A 15,436-nucleotide genomic window follows, 5' to 3' on the forward strand; every position below is an offset into this window, starting at 1 on the left:
ATCATGTTCCGTTCCGCAACGGTCAAAACAGCCGAATGAGTACGAGTATTGACCCGCATGTTCAATTCGGGACAGTCAGAAATATTGTATCGAAACACGGAAAAGTTGTTCCACGTCGCGCACCGCATCGGCGGATGCAAACAGCACGACACGGTCCTTCGCCTTGATTTTCGTGCTGCCGTCCGGTCGGATCACCACACCGTCGCGATAGATCGCGCCGATGCGCACGCCATCAGGCATGTCGATGTCACGGAAGGACTGCCCCACCAGCGGCGATGTCTCCAGCGCCTCCGCCTCGATCACCTCCGCCGACCCGCGCTGGACGGCGTAAACCGAACGGATGCGTCCCTTGCGCACGTGCTGGAGCACGCGTGAAATAGTGACGGCCCGGGGGTTGATATAGGCATCGAGACCGAGTGAAGCCGCAACCTCATGGAAGGACGAGCTGTTCAGCAGGGCGAGGTTGGATTTGCAGCCGAGCTGCTTGGCCATCACCGCTGCCAGAATATTGGTCTGGTCGTTGTTGGTGAGCGTCACGATCAGATCCGCATCCTGAATATCGGCCTGCATCAAAATTTTCTGATCAAGCGCCGAACCATGCATGACGATGGTGTTGCTGAGCTGTTCCGATGCGGCAATCGCCCTGTCGCGATCCGCCTCGATGATCTTTACCCGCGTCTTCGGCTGCAACTCCTCGATCTTGCGGGCAACGAAGTGGCCGATATTGCCGGCACCCGCGATCACGATGCGCTGCGCCTCCTGCTCCTCGTGTCCGAAGAGGCTCAAGGTGCGTCGGGCATGCTGGCGCTGACAGATCACATAGGCAAGGTCACCGACCCGCAGTTGCTCGGAGGAATGCGCGACCTTGAGGATGCCGTTGCGGTAAACGCCCACCACCGTCGCGATCAGGTCCGGAAACAGGTTGGAGAGCTGCTGCAGCGGCGTGTTGATGACCGGGCAGTCCTCCATGCATTCGATCGCCAGCATGAAGATCGTATCGTCGGCGAAACGCACGACATCGGTGGCGCCCGGAAAGGCGATGCGGCGCAGCACCATCTTGCCGACCTCGACTTCCGGGGAAATCGTGACGTCGATCGACATGTTCTCGCGGCTGAAGAGATCGGCATATTCCGGCTTCAGATAGCTCTGGTCGCGGATGCGGGCAATCTTGGTCGGAACGCTGAAGAGCGCATGCGCCACCTCGCAGGCGACGATGTTGATCTCGTCATGCAGGGTCACAGCGATGATCATGTCGGCCTGGTCGGCACCCGCCTTCGCCAGCATGTCGGGATGCGCGCCGTGGCCGACATAACCGCGCACATCCAGCGTCTCGGTGATGGCGGTAATGAGCGGCGCGGCGGTATCGATGACCGACACCTCATTATCCTCACGCGACAATTGTTCGGCAATGCCGTAACCCACCTGCCCTGCGCCGCAAATGATGACTTTCATGCTGTCTCTCTGACGGAATAATCGGTTACGGCGATGCGCCTTGGTTTCTTATACCCCGAGAGATTTCAGTTTGCGATGCAGCGCTGATCTTTCCATGCCGACAAATTCCGCCGTGCGCGAAATATTGCCACCGAAGCGGTTGATCTGGGCGACCAGATAGTCACGTTCGAACATTTCGCGGGCTTCACGCAGCGGCAGGGTCATGATGTGCTGGTCGCCCTGCGCCGAAATCTTCGGCAGCATGTCGCCAATATCGGCCGGCAGCATGTCGGCCGAGATGGGCGCCTCGCCGCCCTCGGGACGCGCGAGGATCATCAGCCGTTCGATATTGTTGCGCAGCTGGCGGATATTGCCCGGCCAGTCATGCGTCTGGAGAACCGCCATGGCATCGTCGCCGATCTTGCGCGGGCGGATGCCGGCCTGTTCGGAAATCTGCCGCATGAACATGTCAACGAGGAAAGGAATATCCTCGCGCCGCTCGGACAGCGCCGGAACCTTCACCGGCACGACGGCGAGACGGTGATAGAGATCCTCGCGGAACTGGCCTTCGGCGATCAGGCTTTCAAGGTGGTGGGCGGTCGAGGAAATGATGCGTACATCCACCTTCACCCGCTTGCCGCCACCGACGCGCTCGAACTGCTGATCGACCAAAACGCGCAGGATCTTGTTCTGCGTCTCACGCGGCATCTCGCCGACTTCGTCGAGATAAAGAACGCCACGATGGGCCTCTTCCAGAGCGCCCACCTTGCGTGGCTGTCCGGGCAGGCCTTCCGTGCCGAAGAGCGCGATCTCCATGCGGTCCGGCGTGATCGTCGCGGCGTTCAGGGCCACGAAGGGTCCGGTGGCGCGCGAGGATTTTTTGTGCACCATACGCGCGACCAGCTCCTTGCCGGAACCGGACGGCCCGAGGATCATGATGCGGCTGTTGGTGGGGGCTACCCTGTCGATGGTCTGGCGAAGCTGGGAAACCGCAAGTGACGCGCCGACGAGTTCAACGGCATCGCCGGTGCGCTTCTTGAGTTCCTGGACCTCGCGCTTCAGCTTGGAGTTTTCCAGCGCCCGCTCGGCGATCAGGATCAGGCGGTCGGCCTTGAAGGGTTTCTCGATGAAATCGAAGGCACCGCGCTTGATGGCGTTGACGGCGGTTTCGATATTGCCGTGACCGGAAATCATCACAACCGGAATTTCGGGATGGCGGCTCTTGATCTCATCGAGCAACGCCAGACCGTCGAGCTTTGAGCCCTGCATCCAGATATCGAGAAAGATCAGGCGCGGCACGCGCTCCGAAATTGCGGCCAGCGCACTGTCGCTGTCGAACGCCATGCGCGTCTCGTGGCCCTCATCGGAGAGAATGCCCGCTACGATTTCGCGAATGTCCGCCTCGTCATCCACGACCAGAATATCAGACGCCATATGCTGCTTCCTTGTTATTTTCGCCGCCGACCGCCTCGATATAGGGCAGCAGCACTCGGATCATGGCGCCATGGCCATGGTCGAACTCCGGCGGAGCATCGTGAAGTTCAAGATACCCGCCATGCTCTTCGATGATCTTCTTGACGATGGCGAGGCCGAGGCCCGTGCCCTTGTCCCGCATCGTCATATAGGGTTCGAGAATGCGGTGGCGGTTCTCGACGGGAAGGCCGCGGCCATTGTCGATGATGTCAGCCACGAAACGGGAATTGGCCTCGTCGAAGGATGCGCGCACCAGAATCTTGCCCGGTCGCTTTTCGCCTTCCACCGCCTCGATGGCTTCCGTCGCGTTCTTGATAAGATTGCCGAACGCCTGTCCCAGCATGCGGGCATCGAACATGCCCTCCAGCGGAATGTCGCCCAGTTCCGTTGAGAATTTGGTGTCCGCGGCGCTGATTTCGCGCAGGAATGCCGCGTCCTTCAAAATCGAACGCAGGTCCGACTTCTCCTTCGTCGGCTTCGGCATGCGCGCAAAGGCCGAGAATTCATCCACCATCCGGCCGATATCACCGACCTGCCGGACGATGGTGTCCGTACACTGATCGAAAATGGCGCGGTCGCTCTCATCGATCTGCTTACCGAAACGGCGCTTAATGCGCTCGGCGGAAAGCTGGATCGGCGTCAGCGGGTTCTTGATCTCATGAGCAATACGCCGCGCGACGTCCGACCATGCCGTCGAGCGCTGGGCGATGACGAGATCGGTGATATCGTCGAGCGTGATGACGTAGCTATCGCGGCTATCACGGGCATCCTCGCGGGTCACCTGGACATTGAGTGTCCGCTCCTTGCCGCGCCGCATAATGTTGATCTGCTTGCGGAAGTTGCCCCGTGCCCAGGTATTGGCCTCGGTCACGACCTCTTCGATTTCAGGCGCGATCTCCGAAAGCTGCGCGCCGATCAGCTGCTCGGAGGTCTGCGCCAGGAACTCTTCTCCTGAGGGATTGACGATAGTGATCCTGCGGTTTTCATCAACACCGATAACGGCGGCGGTGACACCCGATAGCACGGCTTCGATGAAGCGGCGGCGGTCGTCGATATCGTCCTTTGCCTCGATGATCTGCTCCTGCTGGCTGCGTAGTTCCGAAACCATCTTGTTGAAGGTCCGCGACAGGCGGCCGACGTCGCCGTCGACGGCGCGCACCGGCACCAGCACATGCATGTTGCCGGTGGCGACACTATCGGCGGCGCTGATGAGAAGGCGGATCGGGCGCACGATGCGGTCGGCGACAGCAATCGCCGTCCAGATGGCGGCGAGAAGCACGATCAGCGCGAAACCGAGATAAAGGATTGCAAAGGCGATCTGCAGCGGCGCGCGGCCCGCCTCCATTGCCTTGTATTCGGCGCGGTTCTCTTCCATCAGCCGCATCGCACCCATCACCTTGGGATCGACGGCGCGCACGGTGTAAAGGAAGGTGCCGCTGATGCCTTCGAGCTTGATGATGGCGCCGACGAGGTTGGTGATGCCAGGCGGAATAAGGGTTGGTTGGCCGGCGGCGGCCTTTTCAAGCGCATCATGCGGAATGGCTGGAAGCGGCTTTTCCGTCTTGATGTCGGCCTGCGCGACGGCGTCGCCGTCCTCCTGCACAAGAAACGCGCCAAGCAGGCCGCGGCCCTTGGCCTGGCGGGTCATGAGATCAACGAAACCGGTGCGATCGAGATAGAAAAGAGCCCGGTTGCGATCAAGGTCGGTGGCCATCGACAGGGTCTGTCCCTGAAGATAGCCGGCATTCTCCATCATATAGGCCTGGGCAATATTGCTGGAAGAATCCACGATCGACTGGGTGCGCAGCGCAAACCAGCGGTCGAGACCGACATTCAGCGTCAGACTGGCGAAGATGGCGACGAGAACGGCGGGCGTAATCGCCACGATGGAGAAAAGCACGACGATGCGCACATGCAATCGCGCCGCTGCCCTGCCCTTTTTCCGCGCTTTCAGCAGGCGGTTGATTTCCCGGCCGATGAGAAAGATCAGCCCGATCACGAAGATCGAATTGATGACCACCGAGGCGATGACGACATTCGATGTCGGTGCAATGGGCGTGACGCCCAGCAGCACGAAAAGTGTCACAATAGCGCAAACAAGAGCAATGCCGGCGAGCACCAGCCCCGGCAGAGCGAAAGACATCCTGCGATCGGCAACCACCATTCCCGCTGCGTCGTCGGCAACGGTGTTTTCGGCGGCGGGTTTCCGCATGCACTACTCCCAATCGCTGGCCAGCCAGCACCACATTTCCAAAGTCAGGTGAGGCTCGCTGCAAATTGGCGAATCTCTCTCCCTTCTAGTGTTTTCCAAGCAACACAATGTGGCGAAAATGCAACGACAAATGCGGCCTTGTCAACATTCTCAGCTTGGGCGGGAACTGCGATAGACGGAAACGCCAAGCTCGCGGATTTTCTTGCGCAGCGTATTGCGGTTGAGGCCAAGAAGATCGGCAGCCTTGATCTGGTTGCCGCGTGTCGCGGTCAGGGCGGCGAGGATCAATGGATATTCCAGCTCGCGCAGTACGCGGTCGTAAAGACCGGGCGGCGGCAGGCCATCACCAAAACTTGCGAAATAGTCCCGCATGTTTTCCTCGACCGCCTGCGAAATGCTGAGCGAACCGGTACGGACGGCCATCTTGTCGAGCGGGCTATCTGGAACATCAGACTGCAATTCCTGCTCGATGATCTCGCGGGTGATGACTTCCTGCGGATAAAGCGCCATCAGCCGGCGGATCAGGTTTTCCAGTTCGCGCACGTTGCCCGGCCAGGCATAGGCCTTCATGACCTCCAGCGCCTCGGTCTCGAAACGCTTGCCTTCCAGACCCTCCTTCTCACCCGTCTGGATGAAATGGCGCACAAGATCGGGAATATCTTCGGCCCGGTCGCGCAGCGGCGGCAACCGCAGCGGCACCACGTTCAGGCGATAATAGAGATCTTCGCGGAAAAGACCCTGGTTGATGGACTGCTTCAAGTCCTTGTTGGTGGCGGCGACGATGCGAACATCGGTGCGGATCGGCGTGCGCCCGCCCACCGTCGTATATTCGCCCTGTTGCAACACGCGCAGCAGGCGCGTCTGGGCGTCCATCGGCATATCGCCGATTTCGTCGAGAAACAGCGTGCCGCCCTCGGCCTGCTCGAAACGGCCGGTCGAGCGGTTCTGCGCACCCGTGAAGGCACCCTTCTCATGGCCGAAAAGTTCCGATTCGATCAGATCGCGCGGGATAGCCGCCATGTTGATGGCGACGAAGGGGCCATTGCGGCGCTTACCGTAATCATGCAGCGCCCGCGCCACCAGCTCCTTGCCGGTGCCGGATTCGCCGGTGATCATCAGCGTCAGATCGGTCTGCATCAGACGGGCCAGAACGCGATAGATCTCCTGCATCGCCGCCGAGCGGCCGACAAGCGGCATGCCGTCCTGCATGTCGTCATCAAGCTTAGCGGGCTTGCGCTTCGGCTCCGAGAGGGCGCGGCCGATGATGGCGATGAGCTCCGTCAGGTCGAAGGGCTTGGGCAGGTAATCGTAGGCACCCTTTTCCGAGGCCTTGATCGCCGTCATGAAGGTGTTCTGCGCGCTCATCACCAAAACCGGCAGGTCCGGGCGGGCCTTCTTGATGCGCGGCAGGAGGTCGAAGGCGTTTTCATCCGGCATCACAACATCGGTCACCACCAGATCGCCCTCACCCGCCGAAACCCAGCGCCAGAGCGTTGCGGCATTGGAGGTGATGCGTACGTCGTAACCGGCACGGCTCAGCGCCTGGTTCAGAACCGTGCGGATTGCGGCATCATCATCGGCGACGAGGATAGTAGCTGTCATGGGTCATTTCCTGTCGAGTTCGGCAAAGTGCTGTCGTCCAGCGCCACTTCCGGCGAGACGGGCATCAATACGCGGAAGGTCGTGCGATGGTTCTGGCTGTCGCATTCGACAATGCCGCCATGGGCGCCGATAAGCTTGGCGACAAGCGCCAGGCCAAGGCCCGAACCATTCGTCTTGGTGGTGATGAAGGGATCGAAAAGATGCGGCAGGAGATCGGCCGGAACGCCCGGGCCGTTGTCATGCACGCAGAATTCGAGCGGCAGCGAGATGCGCTCACGGCTGCCGGCAACCGAAAGCCGCATGCCGGGACGATAGGCCGTCGTCAGCACGATTTCGCCATCCGGCTGGTTGCCCACGGCTTCCGCCGCATTCTTCACCAGATTGAGGAAGACCTGCACCAGCTGGTCGCGATTGGCATAGACCGGCGGCAGCGACGGGTCGTAATTTTCCGAAATCTTGATGTTGCGGGCAAAACCGGCCTTGGCGATCGCCTTCACATGGTCGAGCACGGAATGAATGTTGACCGGCACGCGGTCCACCGGCCGCTCGTCGGAAAACACCTCCATGCGGTCGACCAGCGAAACGATCCGGTCGGTCTCGTCGCAGATCAGTCGCGTCAGCGCCCGATCCTCGTCGGCAACGGATGTCTCCAGAAGCTGGGCGGCACCACGAATACCCGAAAGCGGGTTCTTGATCTCATGTGCCAGCATCGACGCGAGGCCGGTGACGGAACGCGCCGCCGCCCGGTGGGTCAATTGCCGGTCGATCTTGTCGGCCATCGACCTTTCCTGGAAGACGACGACCACCGATCCCGGTTCGCTGACAACGGGCGCGACATAAAGATCGACAAGCTTGTCCTGGCCGAGCCGCGGCGAGCTCAGATCGACGCGATATTCGTTCACCGGCGCGCGACGCTCCCGCACCTGATCGATCAGCGCAAGCAGCGGACTGCCGAAGGGAATGAAGGTGGAGACGCGGTAGCGGGCGAGATGGGAAGCGCTTGCCCCGAAAAAGGATTCGGCTTCCCAATTGGCAAAAGCGATGAAACCTTCGGCATCCACCAGAATGACGGGGTTCTGCACCGCGTTCAGAACCGCCATGGCGAGCGGGTTTGCATCTGCCGGGCTGTGTTTGTCAGCGCTCATGCGGCCTTCCTTGCGGCTTCTTTGCCCGCAGTGTCGCAAAGGGCAGAGCGCAGCAGATCCGCCACTTCCCCGTATCGCGCGATGTCATGATTTTAACCTTGTCAGGGGTAGCGATTTCGAGCGCGAAACGGTCGAGATACCAGCCCAGATGTTTGCGGGCATGCCTGAGACCGGCTTCCCTTCCATAAAATTCCAGCATCATGTCGTAATGTTCGACAGCGATATCGGCAATCTCCGCGCGATGCGGCGCAGCATGTCCCGCCAGCACCGCCGGCAGCCAGGGCTGGCCCTGCGCGCCGCGACCGACCATGACGGCATCCGCGCCGGACCGGCGCAGGATTTCGCGCGCATCTTCTGCGGTCTCGACATCGCCATTGGCGATCAGCGGTATTGAAATCACCTCGCGCACGGCACGAATGGCGTTCCAGTCCGCCCGTCCCTCATAAAACTGCATGCGGGTACGGCCGTGAATGGTGATGAGCTGAACGCCTGCTTCCTCGGCGCGACGGGCGATCTCCGGCGCATTGATGGTGTTTTCATCCCAGCCGAGCCGCATCTTCAGCGTCACGGGCACATCGACCGCGTCGACCGTCGCTTCGATCAACGACAGGGCGTGATCGGGATCGCGCATCAGAGCCGAACCGGAATAACCGCCCGTCACCTTCTTGGCCGGGCAGCCCATATTGATATCGATTATCCCCGCGCCATTGTCAGCCGCGATCTTCGCCGCCTCAGCCATGAAGTGAGCTTCGCGCCCGGCAAGCTGCACCATATGCGGAACCATGCCGGCATTTTTCAGCCGCGCCCAGGATTCCCCGCGATTGGCGACAAGTTCGCGGCTTGCCACCATTTCCGTGACAACAAGGCCCGCGCCGTAACGCCAGGCGAGCTGCCGGAACGGCAGATCCGTCACGCCCGACATGGGCGCCAGCACGGCGCGATTACGGATCGCAACTGAGCCGATGCTGAACGGTTCTGACAACTCCGGAAGGGGCAACTGATGATCTTTCATGCAGAAGGGTTATTTGCATTATTTTTAGACAGTGTTTGTGCAGTTGCCAAGCACTTTTAGAGAGTTGCACCTTTTATTTGCTGGGCGACTGCCTGCCTGTTTTGCTGTCGGCAGCAATTTGTGCAGGTTCGAACACGCAAGGATTGCGGATCCTGCGAGGTGCAGGGGCGGATGCGCGTCTTATCGGGCTGGCCATCCGGGTTTTGAAACGCTAGAGCAGGACTGTCAACCGCTAAGGGTTGCGCGCAAAGCATAAGACCAATGCAGGAAAGTACTATGAAACTCGGCATCGTCATCGTCGCCGCAGGACGCGGCGAAAGGGCAGGCTCCCCCGAGGAAGGGCCGAAACAATATCGCCCGATCGGCGGGAGGGCCGTGATCGAGCATACATTGTCGACCTTTCTGGATTGGGATCACGCCTCCTCGATCGTTGTCGTCAGCCATGCAGACGATGCAGCACTGCTGTCGCCGATCCTTGAACGGCTGAATGCCGGAAAGCGGATCGTCACCGTCACGGGCGGCGCGACACGCCAGCAATCGGTGCTTGCCGGGCTGGTGGCGCTGGCTTCGCAGGATCTGACGCATGTGATGATCCAGGATGCGGTGCGGCCTTTCGTCGCCGTGGACATGCTGGAGCGCATCATGGCCTTGCACAGGGCGGGCGCAGTCGGCGTTCTGCCAGCCCTGCCCGTCACCGATACGCTGAAGCGCGGCGCAGGCGATCTCGTTGTGGAAACCGTTTCCAGACAGGGACTTTATGCGGCGCAGACACCGCAGAGTTTCGGCTTTGGGGAAATTCTTGCCGCGCATCGCGCTGCTGCCGCTTCGGGCAAGACGGATTTTACCGATGACGCATCGATCGCCGAATGGGCGGGATTGGCCGTGACGCTGACCGAAGGCTCGGTCGACAATGTGAAACTCACTCTGAAGCGGGATATCGCCATGGCTGATGAAAAGCTTTCCCATGCAATGCCTGACGTGCGCACCGGCAATGGTTACGATGTGCATCAGCTGGAGCCCGGCGACGGTGTGACGCTGTGCGGCGTGTTCATCGAGCACGACCAGAAACTCAAGGGACATTCGGATGCCGATGTGGCGCTGCATGCGCTGACGGATGCCCTGCTCGCCACCTGCGGTGCGGGCGACATAGGCGACCATTTCCCGCCCTCCGATCCGCAATGGAAAGGTGCCGCTTCGCGCATCTTCCTCGAACACGCGGCCAAGGTGGTGCGTGACAATGGCGGCACGATCATGAATGCCGATGTTTCGCTGATTGCCGAAGCACCGCGCATCGGTCCGCACCGGCAGGCCATGAGGGAGGCGCTTTCCGACATGCTCGGCATCGCGCTAGAGCGCTGCTCGGTCAAGGCGACCACCAACGAGACGATCGGTTTTGTCGGGCGTCGGGAAGGTATCGCAGCGATTGCCACTGCCACCGTGGTCTACACGGGCAGACCACTATGAGCCTGTTTCCCGCGGATATAGAAGAGCTGGCACGGCGGATCATTTCCGACTTTACCGCCAGCGGCTTCATGGTCTCCACGGCGGAAAGCTGCACCGGCGGCCTGATCGCCGGTGCGCTGACCGAAATTGCCGGCTCTTCCGCCGTCGTTGACCGCGGTTTCGTCACCTATACAAACCAGGCCAAGATGGACATGCTTGGGGTTGGGGCGGAGACGCTGACGACATTCGGCGCGGTATCCCGGCAGACCGCATTGCAGATGGCGCATGGCGCCCTGTTCCGTTCACGGGCGGATTTTTCCGTGGCCGTAACCGGCATTGCCGGTCCGGGCGGCGGTTCGGCTGATAAACCGGTTGGGCTGGTGCATTTGGCCGCCAGGGCACGCAGCGGCAAAATCCTGCATCATGAAATGCGTTACGGCGAGATTGGCCGCACGGAAATCCGTCTTGCGACGGTCAGGACTGCACTTGAGATGCTGATTGCCCTCGATCAGGCCGGATCCGCGTAAATTTTATCGGCGCGGGTTTCGAAGGCTTCCGCGAACATGCGGAATGCCCTGTCGAACATCGAGCCCATGACCGCACCGAGCAGACGGTTCTTGAATTCATAGTCGATGAAGAAATGAATGGCCGAACCACCATCTTCGGTGGCTTCGAAACGCCAGCGATTGTCGAGATATTTGAAAGGTCCGTCGATATATTTGACATCGATGGCGCGCTCGGCGGGGTTCAGCAGCACCTGCGTGGTGAAGGTCTCGCGGAGGGCCTTGTAGCCGACCGTCATATCCGCCACCAGCAACACCTTTCCGTCCCGTTCCTTGCGTGAGCGGACGGTCAGCGCCTCGCAAAGCGGCAGAAACTGCGGATACTTCTCCACATCGGCGACGAGGTCGTACATGCGGTCAGGTGAGTGTTTTACAAGGCGATGCGTTTCGAACTGTGGCATGAGCGGCAGTTAATCCTCGATATGCAGAAGATCAAGAAGGCGACGAAACTGTTTTCGGCTTTTCAGCTGAAATACCGGCACACCCTGCCCAAAAAGCGCGAAATTCTGCTCGAAGATCGGGGCGTGGCGGCGTTCGAAATTCCAGATATAGCGCAAGAAATCGACGTCAATCCTTTCGGGGCATCCCTCCGCCATTTCGGGTCGCGCCTTGCCATAACCCTTGATCGCCCGGCTGATCGCGCCCCACAGGCAGAGCCAGCGCGGCATGCGCACCCAGAGGACAATGTCGGATATCGGAAGCCGCATGTCGAAAGACGATGGATTGCTGCCATCCATCAGCCAGCGCTCCTCGGTGACCATGGCGGCTATCCTCTGCCGCTGTTCCTCACGCGGGCGCGCCTGCCAGCCGGGCAGCCAGAAAATCTCGCGATCCATGGAAATGTAGCGAAGTCCGAAGGCGGCTGCGAGCTTCTGCGAAAGCGTTGACTTGCCGCCGCCCGAGCAGCCGACGACCATGATGCGTTTTGCACTCGCAATGACCTTTGCTGCGTCTTCGGCTCTATCAAGATAGTGCGGCATCGCGTAAACCTCGTTCTGACCGCTGGAACATGGTGCTGCCAATGCGATATCTCCCACTTGAGCGATATCGTGGTTGCGCATGGCAGTTACGGAAAATTGACTATTGCAACTCCCTCGCAGGGATTGCTATTTAATTGCCACTAATATTACACCCATTGGATGCAAACGCGCCGGGACCTCCCGATTTTGCCCTGCGTATTCATCTTTGGGTTCAGACCCGACATAACCGCTTCGAGCCCATAACCGCTTTGAGCCACTGAGTGAGCCGATGGACGATTTTTCCAACATCATCAACCTTCTCGAATCCGCCAAGCAACTCGCATCGATGAACGGCATGCCCGTGCTTGCCTACCTGATCGACGTCGCGAAATGCGAAGCGAGAGAGAACAAGCCGGTTCTGCGCAAGCGCAAACGCGGCGAATCGACCGCCAAGGAAGACTGTTAGGCGCAAGCAAGGCTGACCGATAAAGCCGGCTGGCCCAATCTTCAAGACGATGTCATAATCACAAAATGAAAATGGCCGCTTTTCGATGCGGCCATTTCTTTGCACGATGGAAACGACAGCGTCATGATGGCCGCAACCGCCGATATCAGAACCTACAGGGAAGAAAGACCGAAGGAACGGCACGGCTTCGTGCAGATCGTTCTTCCGCTGTCTGGGCGTCTGCAGATCGACGTGGCGGGACGGCAGGACGAACTTTCCACCGGGCGCGGTGTCTTCATTCATAGCGGCGCTCTGCACACCCAGGAAGCGACGGCAAGCAACCACTCGCTGGTGGTCGATATCGACGAAGGCACGGTTCCAGAGCAGACGCTTGAGCGATTCGCCCACGCGCCTTTTCTCGATGTTGCGCAGGATACGAGGCAATTGATCGCCTATATGCGCAGCGTCATCGGATCGGATGGGCCGCGCGACGATATTGCCGGGCTTTGGGCGCCGCTGCTGGTCGATAGCCTTGCGACTGAAAAAACCGATATCCGCCGCCGCCTGCAAGCGCTCGCTGCCGTCGTCAAGGCGGAACCATTCTTCCCCTGGACCATCGAGATGCTCGCAGCCTGTGCCGCAATCAGCGAGAGCCGCCTGCATGCGCTGTTTCTCGAAGAGTTCGGCCTCTCCCCTCACCGCTGGCTTGCCGAGTTGCGCATGGACAAGGTCTGCGCATTGCTGCGCCAATCCACGCTGCCGATTGCCGAAATTGCCTTGCAGGCCGGTTTTTCCGACCAGACGGCGCTGACGCGCGCCATGCGCAACGCGATGGGCGAAACGCCCGCCGCCTATCGCCGGGCCTTCGGACTGCACTGAAACCACCAGACATCTTGGGTCAGGAGTTTTTGTCAAGACAGCCGCAATGGGCTGTGGCACATCGCGGATAATCTTGAATGCGGATGTGACATGACATGAACAAGACAAGCCTCGGGGTTTTTTACGGCATATTGGCGGGTGCGCTGTGGGAGGGATATTCCTTGCCCCGAAACTCGTACCGGATTTTTCAGCCCTGCAATTGTCGACGGCCCGCTACCTGACCTACGGGCTGATTTCGCTGATCATCATCGGACCGCGCCTGAAACGCGTGTCGGCCCATTTCGGCGCACGCGAATGGATCGCGCTCGGCTGGCTGAGCATGATCGGCAACATCGCCTATTATGTCTTCATATCGACGGCGGTGAAATTGAGCGGTGTCGCCTTCACCTCGATCATCATCGGTTTCCTGCCGGTTGCCGTCACCATCATCGGCAGTCGCGATCACGGCGCGGTGTCGCTCAGGCGGCTGTGGCCGTCGCTTGCCTTCGGCGCTATCGGCATTATCGGCATTTCCTGGCAATCGCTGACGGAAAACGATGCGGGGCTGGATGTCTCGCGCCTCATGGGACTGGCCTGTGCGCTGGGCGCGCTCGCCTCTTGGACGGCCTTTGCGGTTGGCAATGCACGCTGGCTGTCGCGTCTTCATGATGTGACCGCCGATGACTGGAACATGATGACGGGCGTGGTGACGGGCGGGCTCGCGCTGATGCTCGCAATCCCGGCCTTCGCTTTCGGCGGTGAAAGCCATAGTTCAGGGGAATGGCTGCACTTCATGGCCATCGCCGCTGGTCTCGGCTTTACCGCCTCCATTCTCGGCAATGCCTTCTGGAACCGCATGAGCCGCATGCTGCCGCTCACCATGGTCGGGCAGATGATCCTGTTCGAAACGCTGTTTGCGCTGCTTTACGGTTTTCTATGGGAAGGCCGTGGCCCCACGCTGATCGAGGTCGTGGCGATCTGCTCGGTGGTGCTGAGCGTTATATTGTGCATGCGGGCGCATCGGCCGGAGAAGGCTGTGGTTTGAATTTAGGTAAAAGCCGCAATCGGTCTGAGGTTTCACAACAAACCTCACCCCACACTCAACGTCATCCTCGGGCTAGACCCGAGGATCAACCTCTTCAACGGCTTATGGATCCTCGCCTCAAGGGCGAGGATGACGGCGGAGGGTAATTGCACCGCTGGTGCGCAATACCCGCCTCTTACTCCGCAGCCGCCAGCAGCTTCTTCTCGCGGGCTGCGCGCAGGCGTTCGAAATCGTCGCCGGCATGGTGGGAAGAGCGGGTCAGCGGGCTGGAAGAAACCATCAGGAAGCCCTTGGTATAAGCCACGGTCTCGTAGGACTTGAACTCTTCCGGCGTCACGAACGCCTCGACCTTGTGGTGCTTGCGGGTCGGCTGCAGATATTGGCCGATGGTCAGGAAGTCCACGTCGGCGCTGCGCAGATCGTCCATCAGCTGCAGCACTTCATTGCGCTCTTCACCGAGGCCGACCATGATGCCTGATTTGGTGAACATGGTGGGATCCAGTTCCTTGACGCGCTGCAACAGGCGCACGGAATGGAAATAACGCGCGCCGGGGCGAACCGTGAGGTAATTGCCCGGAACGGTTTCCATATTGTGGTTGAAGACATCGGGCTTGGCGGCGACGACACGCTCCAGCGCGCCCGGCTTCTTCAGGAAGTCGGGGGTCAAAATTTCGATGGTCGTGTTGGGCGATGCCGCACGGATCGCCCAGATGACCTTCTCGAAATGTTCAGCACCGCCGTCGGCGAGGTCGTCACGGTCTACCGACGTGATGACGACGTGGGAAAGGCCCATCTGCTTGACGGCCTTGGCGACGTTTTCCGGCTCATCCATATCGAGCGGATTGGGCTTGCCGGTCGCGACGTTGCAGAAGGCGCAGGCACGGGTGCAGATCTCACCCATGATCATGAAGGTCGCGTGTTTCTTGTCCCAGCATTCGCCGATATTCGGACAGCCGGCTTCCTCGCACACCGTTACCAGCTTGTGGCTGCGCACCAGTTCGCGCGTCTCGTGATAGCCCTTGGATGTCGGCGCCTTGACGCGAATCCATTCCGGCTTGCGCATCACCTCGGTATCGGGCCGATGGGCCTTTTCCGGGTGGCGGATACGCTTTTCTTCGGACGAAGTCCTGTCGAGAATAGTGACCATAAGAAACCTGCTTCTATCGCTTGCCGCGATCATCACACTTATTGACGCGATGCTTTAGAACAATTCCAGAAAAAGCGTAAGCCCCTTCCGGGCACGAAGCC

At 60.0% G+C, this 15,436-nt stretch carries 12 protein-coding genes and 2 pseudogenes; 5 read left to right on the forward strand and 9 right to left on the reverse strand.

The annotated features are described in order from the left end of the window. Positions 1-75 precede the first annotated feature (75 nt). The 6 genes and pseudogenes from trkA to dusB all read right to left on the reverse strand — a co-directional run bounded on the left by trkA (position 76) and on the right by dusB (position 8,875). Positions 76-1,452, reverse strand: a complete 1,377-nt coding sequence (gene trkA / locus G3A56_RS03845; RefSeq protein ID WP_003496147.1) for a Trk system potassium transporter TrkA — start codon at positions 1,450-1,452, stop codon at positions 76-78. 48 nt (positions 1,453-1,500) lie between these two features. Next, positions 1,501-2,865 (reverse strand): nitrogen assimilation response regulator NtrX, encoded by a 1,365-nt coding sequence (ntrX, locus tag G3A56_RS03850; RefSeq protein ID WP_003496149.1) that lies wholly within the window; start codon positions 2,863-2,865, stop codon positions 1,501-1,503. After that, positions 2,855-5,116, reverse strand: a complete 2,262-nt coding sequence (locus tag G3A56_RS03855; protein WP_082184207.1) for a sensor histidine kinase NtrY-like — start codon at positions 5,114-5,116, stop codon at positions 2,855-2,857. The genes ntrX and G3A56_RS03855 overlap by 11 nt, the downstream gene beginning before the upstream one ends. A gap of 150 nt (positions 5,117-5,266) precedes the next feature. Next, positions 5,267-6,718, reverse strand: coding sequence for a nitrogen regulation protein NR(I) (gene ntrC / locus G3A56_RS03860; RefSeq protein WP_003496154.1), 1,452 nt, complete (start codon positions 6,716-6,718; stop codon positions 5,267-5,269). Next, positions 6,715-7,863: a two-component system sensor histidine kinase NtrB gene (locus tag G3A56_RS03865; protein ID WP_082184206.1), complete on the reverse strand. Its 1,149-nt coding sequence runs from the start codon at positions 7,861-7,863 to the stop codon at positions 6,715-6,717. The genes ntrC and G3A56_RS03865 overlap by 4 nt, the downstream gene beginning before the upstream one ends. After that, a pseudogene (dusB, locus tag G3A56_RS03870) lies at positions 7,860-8,875 on the reverse strand (tRNA dihydrouridine synthase DusB). Before dusB ends, G3A56_RS03865 begins: the two are co-directional and overlap by 4 nt. A 276-nt stretch (positions 8,876-9,151) precedes the next feature. Here dusB and G3A56_RS03875 point away from each other — a divergent pair. Together G3A56_RS03875 and G3A56_RS03880 are read left to right on the forward strand one after the other, a co-directional pair. Next, positions 9,152-10,339 carry a bifunctional 2-C-methyl-D-erythritol 4-phosphate cytidylyltransferase/2-C-methyl-D-erythritol 2,4-cyclodiphosphate synthase gene (locus G3A56_RS03875; RefSeq protein ID WP_082184204.1) on the forward strand — a complete coding sequence of 396 codons (1,188 nt, stop codon included), beginning with the start codon at positions 9,152-9,154 and terminating at the stop codon, positions 10,337-10,339. Further along, a complete protein-coding gene (locus tag G3A56_RS03880; RefSeq protein WP_082184203.1) occupies positions 10,336-10,845 on the forward strand; it encodes a CinA family protein in 510 nt (169 codons plus the stop codon). Before G3A56_RS03875 ends, G3A56_RS03880 begins: the two co-directional genes overlap by 4 nt. On the opposite strand, the gene G3A56_RS03885 is transcribed toward G3A56_RS03880, so the two are convergent. Next, positions 10,827-11,282: a type II toxin-antitoxin system RatA family toxin gene (locus G3A56_RS03885; protein WP_035242538.1), complete on the reverse strand. Its 456-nt coding sequence runs from the start codon at positions 11,280-11,282 to the stop codon at positions 10,827-10,829. The genes G3A56_RS03880 and G3A56_RS03885 overlap by 19 nt on opposite strands. A gap of 9 nt (positions 11,283-11,291) precedes the next feature. Beyond that, positions 11,292-11,861 (reverse strand): P-loop NTPase family protein, encoded by a 570-nt coding sequence (locus tag G3A56_RS03890; RefSeq protein WP_082184202.1) that lies wholly within the window; start codon positions 11,859-11,861, stop codon positions 11,292-11,294. A gap of 268 nt (positions 11,862-12,129) precedes the next feature. Between G3A56_RS03890 and G3A56_RS28385 the strand changes: the two genes are divergently transcribed. The 3 genes and pseudogenes from G3A56_RS28385 to G3A56_RS03900 all read left to right on the forward strand — a co-directional run bounded on the left by G3A56_RS28385 (position 12,130) and on the right by G3A56_RS03900 (position 14,188). Next, positions 12,130-12,306 (forward strand): hypothetical protein, encoded by a 177-nt coding sequence (locus G3A56_RS28385; protein ID WP_003496171.1) that lies wholly within the window; start codon positions 12,130-12,132, stop codon positions 12,304-12,306. A 123-nt stretch (positions 12,307-12,429) separates the two neighbouring features. Then, positions 12,430-13,164, forward strand: coding sequence for a helix-turn-helix transcriptional regulator (locus G3A56_RS03895; protein WP_082184674.1), 735 nt, complete (start codon positions 12,430-12,432; stop codon positions 13,162-13,164). A gap of 95 nt (positions 13,165-13,259) precedes the next feature. Then, positions 13,260-14,188: pseudogene (locus G3A56_RS03900) on the forward strand (DMT family transporter). A 175-nt stretch (positions 14,189-14,363) separates the two neighbouring features. Here G3A56_RS03900 and lipA read toward each other — a convergent pair. Continuing rightward, entirely contained in the window at positions 14,364-15,335 is a 972-nt protein-coding gene (gene lipA / locus G3A56_RS03905) for a lipoyl synthase (protein WP_020012454.1), read from the reverse strand. Positions 15,336-15,436: the final 101 nt, after the last annotated feature.

It is taken from the genome of Rhizobium oryzihabitans (genome assembly GCF_010669145.1).
GTDB lineage: Bacteria > Pseudomonadota > Alphaproteobacteria > Rhizobiales > Rhizobiaceae > Agrobacterium > Agrobacterium oryzihabitans.